Origin of the sequence: Mesorhizobium sp. M7A.F.Ca.CA.002.09.1.1 (genome assembly GCF_003998555.1) — a bacterium.
Lineage (GTDB): Bacteria > Pseudomonadota > Alphaproteobacteria > Rhizobiales > Rhizobiaceae > Mesorhizobium > Mesorhizobium ciceri.
Window position 1 is genome coordinate 1 of the sequence record NZ_RZRR01000158.1, and the last position, 7,641, is coordinate 7,641.

General features: G+C 63.5%; 7 protein-coding genes. 3 read left to right on the forward strand and 4 right to left on the reverse strand.

What is annotated here, in order from left to right:
* Positions 1 to 388: aminotransferase class I/II-fold pyridoxal phosphate-dependent enzyme (locus EN994_RS09730; RefSeq protein ID WP_127307501.1), on the forward strand; the 388-nt coding region annotated here is incomplete at its 5' end.
* Between the two features lie 60 nt (positions 389 to 448).
* Here EN994_RS09730 and EN994_RS09735 read toward each other — a convergent pair.
* Both EN994_RS09735 and EN994_RS09740 read right to left on the reverse strand, forming a co-directional pair.
* Entirely contained in the window at positions 449 to 1,966 is a 1,518-nt protein-coding gene (locus EN994_RS09735; protein ID WP_082826535.1) for an MFS transporter, read from the reverse strand.
* Positions 1,967 to 2,146: 180 nt separating this feature from the next.
* On the reverse strand, positions 2,147 to 2,542 hold the full coding sequence (locus tag EN994_RS09740; RefSeq protein WP_024504148.1) for a cupin domain-containing protein: 396 nt from the start codon (positions 2,540 to 2,542) through the stop codon (positions 2,147 to 2,149).
* A gap of 310 nt (positions 2,543 to 2,852) precedes the next feature.
* Between EN994_RS09740 and EN994_RS09745 the strand changes: the two genes are divergently transcribed.
* Complete coding sequence (locus EN994_RS09745; RefSeq protein ID WP_063168807.1) at positions 2,853 to 4,904, forward strand: elongation factor G; 2,052 nt, start codon at positions 2,853 to 2,855, stop codon at positions 4,902 to 4,904.
* A gap of 719 nt (positions 4,905 to 5,623) precedes the next feature.
* Entirely contained in the window at positions 5,624 to 6,121 is a 498-nt protein-coding gene (locus tag EN994_RS09750; protein ID WP_013530080.1) for an isoprenylcysteine carboxylmethyltransferase family protein, read from the forward strand.
* Between the two features lie 66 nt (positions 6,122 to 6,187).
* Here the strand turns inward: EN994_RS09750 and EN994_RS09755 are convergent, their stop codons facing one another.
* Positions 6,188 to 7,084, reverse strand: a complete 897-nt coding sequence (locus EN994_RS09755) for a LysR family transcriptional regulator (protein ID WP_013530079.1) — start codon at positions 7,082 to 7,084, stop codon at positions 6,188 to 6,190.
* A 79-nt stretch (positions 7,085 to 7,163) separates the two neighbouring features.
* On the reverse strand, positions 7,164 to 7,641 hold a 478-nt coding region (locus EN994_RS36010; protein WP_245466002.1), incomplete at its 5' end, for an FAD-dependent oxidoreductase.

Below are 7,641 nucleotides of genomic sequence, written 5' to 3' on the forward strand. Positions count from 1 at the left end.
CTGCACCATCGCGCAATGGGCATCCGTCGAGGCGCTGAATGGCCCGCAGGATTTCATCGCCAAAAACAAGGCGATCTTTCAAGGCCGTCGCGACCTCGTCGTCTCGATGCTCAACCAGGCGCGCGGCATCACCTGTCCGTCGCCGGAAGGGGCCTTCTATGTCTATCCCTCCTGCGCCCAGTTGATCGGCAAGAAGACCAAGGCCGGCAAGCCGATCGACACCGACGAAACCTTCTGCTCGGAATTGCTCGAAGCCGAGGGCGTCGCGGTGGTGTTCGGCTCGGCCTTCGGCCTCGGCCCCAACTTCCGCATCTCCTACGCCACCTCGGAGACGCTTCTGGAGGAAGCCTGCACGCGCATCCAGCGCTTTACGGCTTCGCTGACCTGAGCGGCGCACTTTGAACGCAGAACCCGGCTTCACTGCCGGGTTTTCAATGGGCCGTCAGCCTCACGCCTCGTGCTTGGTCTCTTTGGCCGAGCGCGCCTCGGCCGGCGCCAGCACGGCAACCAGCAGTGCGGCGGTGAGGAACGCGCCGATCGCCGCCGTCAGCATGGCGGCATGGAAGCCGCCAGCATAGGCGGCAGCATAGAGTTCATGCACGCCGCTTTCGCCCATCGCCGCATCGGTTGCGAAATCATGCCGCGAAATTGCAGCACGAGCGACCGCTTCCGCGTTGGCGACACCGGCATCGCCGAGATACCCGGTCAAAAGGTTGGTTGCCCGCATGCTCATCAAGGCGCCGAGCAAGGCGATGCCGATGGCAAGACCGCTCTGGCGGGTGGCATTGATGACCGCCGACACCATGCCCGAGCGTTCGCGCGGCGCATAGGACATGGCGGCAGCGCTGCCGGTCGGGATTGCAAGCGCATTGCCGAGGCCGCCGATGGCGAACAGAAGGCACAGCATCGCGTAGGACGTCGAAGGACCGGCCCAGCACATGCCGAGCATGGACAGGCCGATAGCAACATAGCCGATGCTCATCAGCGCGGAGTGACCATAGCGCGCGCTCAGCCTGCCGATCCACGGCGACACCACGATCTGGACGATGAAGGCCGGCGCCATGCGCAGGCCGGTCTGCGTCGGCGACCAGCCCTGCACCTGCTGCAGGAACATCGAGAAGAAGAAGACGCTGGAATAGGAGGTGAAGCCGAGCGCGAACGAAGCGACATTGGCGACGGCAAAGCGGACGTCACGGAACAGGCCAAGCGGCAGCATCGGCCGTGCCGTGCGCGCCTCGAAGCCGAGGAAAGCACCCAGGCCGACGACACCTGCGATGAGCGCCGTGACCGTCCTTGGCTCGCCCCAACCATTCTCGCCGGCCGAGATCAGGCCAAAGGTCAGCGCCCCCAGCCACAGGATGCTGAGAGCCAGGCCGACGAGATCGAGATGGGCATGTTCGGGATGCGCCGTCTCGTTGATCGAAGCAGCACCGAGCGCGATCGTGATCAGACCAAGCGGCAGGTTGATAAGGAAGATGCTTTGCCAGCCGACGGTCTCGACCAGGATGCCACCGAGGACGGGACCAACGAGCAGAGAGGTGGCGGCGAACGACGCCCAGCCGCCAATGACGCCGGCGCGCTGGCGCGCATCGGGAAAGGCTTGCGTCAGGATCGACAGCGCGCCTGGAATGAGCAGCGAGCCGGCGATGCCCTGTACGACCCGGCCGGCCAGCAGCACCGGCAAATTGGGCGCGACGGCGCAGATCAGCGAGCCGGCCACGAAGATGCCGACGCCGGCCAGCCATGAGCGCTTGCGGCCATAGCGGTCGCCGATCAGGCCGGACGACAGCATGAAGGCCGACAGGCACAGCGTGTAGGCGTCGACCACCCATTGCAGGCCGCCGAAATCGGTTTGCAACGCCTGCTGGATGGTCGGCAGCGCGACATTGACGATGCTGACGTCGAGCAGAGCCACGAACGAACCAAGATAGACAGCGGCGACCAGGGGCAAACGGTGCTTTGACATGGCTATGTCCGGACGTGAGTTTCGCAAATTACTGGCCGACGGTCAGTTGAACGGGCGGCATGGCGCTGTCGATCCGGCGACTGAGTATGGCCTGCGCCATGGTACGGGACTCGCCGCGAGTCGCCCTCTTCTGAAAATGTTGCGGCTGGAATAGAAGCCGGGTTCCTGCGGACTGAGCATTCAGCCGTCATATTGTTCCGATGTCACCGCTTCCAGCCAGTCGGCATGGACATCGTCGAGCGCCTCCTGCATGGCGATATGCGTCATCGCCGATTTCGGCGCCGCGCCATGCCAGTGTTTTTCGCCAGGCGCGAACGAGATGACGTCGCCCGCCCTGATCTGCTGGATCGGGCCGCCCCACGTCTGGGCAAGCCCGGCGCCCACCGTCACGTAGAGCGTCTGGCCAAGCGGATGCGTATGCCAGTGGGTGCGCGCGCCCGGCTCGAAGCTGACCAGCGTGGCTCGCAGCCGCGCCGGCGCCTCTTTCTCGATGATCGGCGTCTGCAGCACCCGGCCGGTGAAGTATTTTTCCGGCGCGATGACGGTCGGCACGCTGCCGCAGGCAATGATCTTCATGGGTCGATGGTCCTTCAAAACAGCGGGCGACGGGTCGCCAGCTTCAGTTTCCGCCGATATCGGCCGACGTGCAACAGCTTCCGGCTGCCAGCCCCCTATATGGCCAGCACGGGTCCACGGCCGAGCAAAGGATTTCTATTTTCCTTGCCCTGCCGGCAAACAAGTGGGACGATGGCTTTGGGCAGGTGGACTTGAAAAGAACCCCGCCCGCGACGGTCGAACAGGCCGGCCGCCGCTCAGGACCGATTGACCACGCCTGAACCATGCATGCCAGTCGGTCCTACGGGAAACGCCTGAGTGGAGGTCAGTCATGGGTACTCGCGCCGGAGGACGACGCACGGGACCGAAATGCATTGCCATAGTCGGTCCCTTCGCAAGCGGTAAGACGACACTTCTCGAAGCCATATTGGCCCGTACGGGCTCAATTCCCCGACAAAATCCCGTTTCATCAGGCAACACCGTTTCAGATCATTCGCCCGAGGCGCGCGCCCACGCCATGAGCGTCGAGGCGACGATCGCCACCACCGAATTCATGGGCGAGCAGATCACCTTCGTCGACTGTCCCGGCTCCATCGAATTCTCTTTCGAAGCCGAACCGGTGCTGGCCGCCTGCGACCTCGCGGTGGTCGTGGCCGAGGCCGATGAAAAGAAGATCCCTGCCCTGCAACTGATCATGCGCAAGCTCGACGATCTCGGCGTGCCGCGCATCCTGTTTCTCAACAAGGTCGACAAGGCAATCACCGGCGTGCGCGACACGCTGAAGATGCTGCAGCCGGCCAGTGCCGTGCCATTGCTGCTGCGCCAGATTCCGCTGCGCAAGGACGGCGTCGTCATTGGTTCGATCGACCTGGCGCTGGAGCGCGCCTACATCTATCGCGAATATGCCGAAAGCGAGGTGGCGCAGATTCCCGGCGACGAGAAGGCGCGCGAGCTCGAAGCGCGTTTCTCGATGCTGGAGACGCTGGCCGACCATGATGACCAGTTGATGGAACAGCTGCTCGAGGAGATCGAACCGCCCAAGGACGCGATCTTCGACGATCTCGCCGCCGACCTGCGCGACGGCGCGGTGACCCCGGTGCTGATCGGCACCGCCGAGAAAGGCAACGGCGTGCTGCGTCTCCTGAAGGCGATCCGCCACGACGCGCCTGACATCGAGGCGACCCGCAAGCGGCTCGGTGCACCCGACGGCGCGGCTACCCTGGTCCAGGTGATGAAGACCATCCACACCTCGCATGGCGGCAAGCTGTCGGTGTCGCGCATCCTCTCCGGCCAGGTCGTCGACGGTTCCGAACTCTGGCTGCCCGGCGGCGACACGGCCAAGGTTTCCGGCATCTACCGGATGCTCGGCAAGGACCATTCCAAGCTCTCCATCGCCAAGGCCGGCGATACGGTCGCGCTGGGCAAGCTGGACGAGGTCAAGACCGGCCAGACGCTGAGTTCGGCCAAGGGCGGCATCAAGCCGCTCGTCCAGTTCGAGCCGCCGCAGCCGGTCTTCGCCTTCGCGCTCCGTCCCAAGGAGCGCAAGGACGAAGTGAAAATGTCGGCTGCCATCCAGCGGCTGGCCGAGGAGGACCCCTCGCTCAGCCTGCGCCACAACCAGGACTCGGCTGAAACCGTGCTGTCGGGCCATGGCGAGATGCATCTGCGCGTGGTGCGCGAGCGGCTGGAAGGCAAGAACCAGATACCGGTCGAAGGCCATCCGCCGGCGGTGCCCTATCGCGAGACGATCCGCAAATCGGCGCAACAGCGCGGCCGTCACAAGAAACAGTCCGGCGGACATGGCCAGTTCGGTGACGTGGTGATCGAGATCAAGCCGCTGCCGCGCGGCTCCGGCTTCCAGTTCACCGACACCATCACCGGCGGCGTCGTGCCCAAGACCTACATCCAGTCGGTCGAGACCGGGGTCCGCGACTATCTGAAATCCGGGCCGCTGGGCTTTCCGGTCGTGGATGTCGCAGTCAACCTGTCGGACGGCTCCTACCATGCGGTCGATTCCTCCGACATGGCCTTCCAGATGGCGGCCAGGCTGGCAATGAAGGAAGGCATGGCCGCGTGCTTGCCGGTGCTCCTGGAGCCTGTGATGAAGGTCGAGATCGTCACACCCTCCGACGCCACCTCGAAGATCATCGCTCTCATCCCGCAACGGCGCGGCCAGATACTCGGCTACGACGCGCGGCCTGGCTGGCCAGGATGGGATGTCGTCGAGGCAACCATGCCGCAAGCCGAGATCGGCGACCTGATCATCGAGTTGCGCTCGGCGACCGCGGGCGTTGCCAGCTACCGTGCCGTCTTCGACCACATGGCCGAACTCACCGGCCGTCTGGCCGACGAGGCGATGAACACCAACGGCAAGGCTGCCTGATGGCGTAGCGTTCCTCTCGAACCTGATTCGAGGGGACAAAAGAAAACGACGTCCGGCGGGGACCGGACGTCGTTTTGTTCGCGGACCGTTTCCTTGGGAGGTAAAACGGCAGGTCCGCCGCATTTGGTGCCGCCGAGTTCGGCGGAAAAACGGTTCGGACGCGGTAGCCGCCTGAGCCCGGGCCGTACGAGTGATGCCCCCATCTCCCGTCCGAACCACACCGCGTCCTATGATCCACATAGCAGGTCGCGGGCGCCCGGGCTATGTTACCAGAGGTTACATGTCACCGTTACGTGGCAATTGTGATGGAATTTTTTGCCGGCCCAGCAGAGCACAGGCAACAAAAAAGCCGGATCAATGAAGATCCGGCTGAGTTTGATTGGAGTGCCTGTTAAGGCTAACCTCCAGAGGGGAACACTCGAGGGCGCTAATGGGAGGAGAACGCGCCCAGGAGATGATCTATATATGTGCTCATCATGCCCAAGAAACAAGCATCTATTTTGCAACACACGCATGCAAAAAGACGCAGGCTGTGGTCTAACCCATTCCAGAAGCCAATAGGACCAGCAGAATCGTCGAAATGGGCCGCCGAATCGGGCAATTGCAACTACAGAATTGCCGATCTCGGCTGGCTTTCGGCTCAAAATGCCAAAACCGGGCAATGATGTGGAAGCAGGCAGCAGGCGTGCATTTCTAAGGCAATCGGGAGGAAGCAGCCAATGCGGACGTTTTCGGCGATCGCCGGCAGTGCGGCCTTCTTCATCGCGGCGCCCTGCGTGGTTGCCGGGCTGGTGCCCTGGCTGTTGACCGATCGCTGGGGCTTGCCGTGGTCTGGTCTGCCGGGCTTTGTTCCTGCCGGCGGGCTTCTGATCGCCGTCGCGATCGCAGCACTGCTGCATGCCTTCGGTCGATTCGCGCTTGAGGGCCTCGGCACGCCCGCTCCGGTCGCGCCAACCGAGAGGCTGGTGATCGGCGGCATCTACCGTCATGTCCGCAACCCGATGTATGTCGCCGTGCTGTCGATCATCCTCGGCCAGGCATTGCTGTTCTCGAGCTGGACGCTGGCCGCTTATGCGGTCATCGGCGCGATCGCCATGGGCTCTTTCGTGCGGTTCTACGAGGAGCCGACTTTGGCTCACCGGTACGGCGCCGAATACGACGCCTACCGCCGCAACGTGCCCGGCTGGCTGCCTCGACTGTCGCCCTGGCGGGGGTAGGTGAAACCGGCAGCGCCGTCTCAGGGCATGTTGAGGCTCAGGTCGGGCCAGGCAATCGACATGTCCTTAGAATGACCAGCTTCTCGCCTTGGCGATGATAAAGTCCCGGAACACGTGCAGCTTGGCCTGGTTCTTCATCGCGTCCGGATAAGCAAAATAGGTGTCGAAAGACGGCACCTCGGTCTCCGGCAGCAGCTGCACGAGGTCGGAGTCCTTGCTGATCACATAGTCGGGCAGCATGGCGATACCGGCACCGCCCTGCACCGCCCGCTTGATCGACAATATGTCGTTGATCTGCAGCGTCGGCACCCTTTGCCCGCCTTCGAAATCACCGACCGTTTCCAGCCAGTTCAGCTCCGACAGATGCGACGGCACCGGCACGCCGAAGGTGACGATGCGATGGGCCTTCAGCTCGGCGACGGAAGACGGCCTGCCATGCTTGGCGACATAGGATGGGGCCGCGTAGAGGTGGAAATGCACGGTGAACAGGCGGCGCTGGATCAGGTCCGGCTGCTGCGGCTGGCGCAGCCGAATGGCGCAATCGGCCTGGCGCATGGTGAGATCGAGCTCCTCGTTGGCGAGGATTAACTGCAGGCTGATTTCAGGATAGAGTTCGATGAATTCCTGCACCCGCTCGGTCAGCCAGCCGGCGCCCAGCCCCACCGTCGTCGTCACCCGCAGCACGCCCGACGGGCGATCCTTGGTCTCGGTCAGCCGGGACTTGATGGTCTCCAGCTTCATCAGCACGTCATGCGCCGTGCGAAACAGCATCTCACCCTGCTCGGTCAACACCAGCCCGCGGGCGTGGCGGTTGAACAGCGGCACGCCGACATCATGCTCGAGCGCGCTGACCTGCCGCGAGATCGCCGATTGTGACAGATGCAATGTCTCGGCCGCATGGGTAAACGACCCCGCCTCCGCCGCAGCGTGAAACACGCGTAGCTTGTCCCAGTCCAACGCCATGATTCCCCTCGTTCTGTTTTGGCGTCTGAATGAAAAATCAGGCTTTTACACGGCGTTTCTAAGCCGCTCTCTGAACTCTCTACTCGGCCGCTTCGCGATGCACTTCGATGCCGGCCAGATACTTCTCCGCCTCGAGTGCGGCCATGCAGCCAAGCCCCGCTGCCGTCACCGCCTGGCGGTAGATATCGTCGGTCACATCGCCGGCCGCGAACACGCCCGGCACATCGGTGCGGGTCGAATCCGGCGCCGTCCACAGATAGCCGTTCGGCTTCTGCTTGAGCTTGCCGGCGAACAGTTCAACCGCCGGCGCATGGCCGATGGCCACGAACACACCGTCGATCTTGAGGTGCGACACCTCGCCGGTCCCCGCATGCTTGAGCTTCAGCCCTTCGACCGAGGGCGGCAGCGGCGTCTTGCCGGGCCGACCGGTGATCTCGTCGACGATCGTGTCCCAGATGACGCGGACATTGTCCTTTTTCAGAAGCCGCTCGCGCAGGATACGTTCGGCGCGAAAATCGCTGCGCCTGTGGATCACCGTCACGCTCTCGGCGAGATTG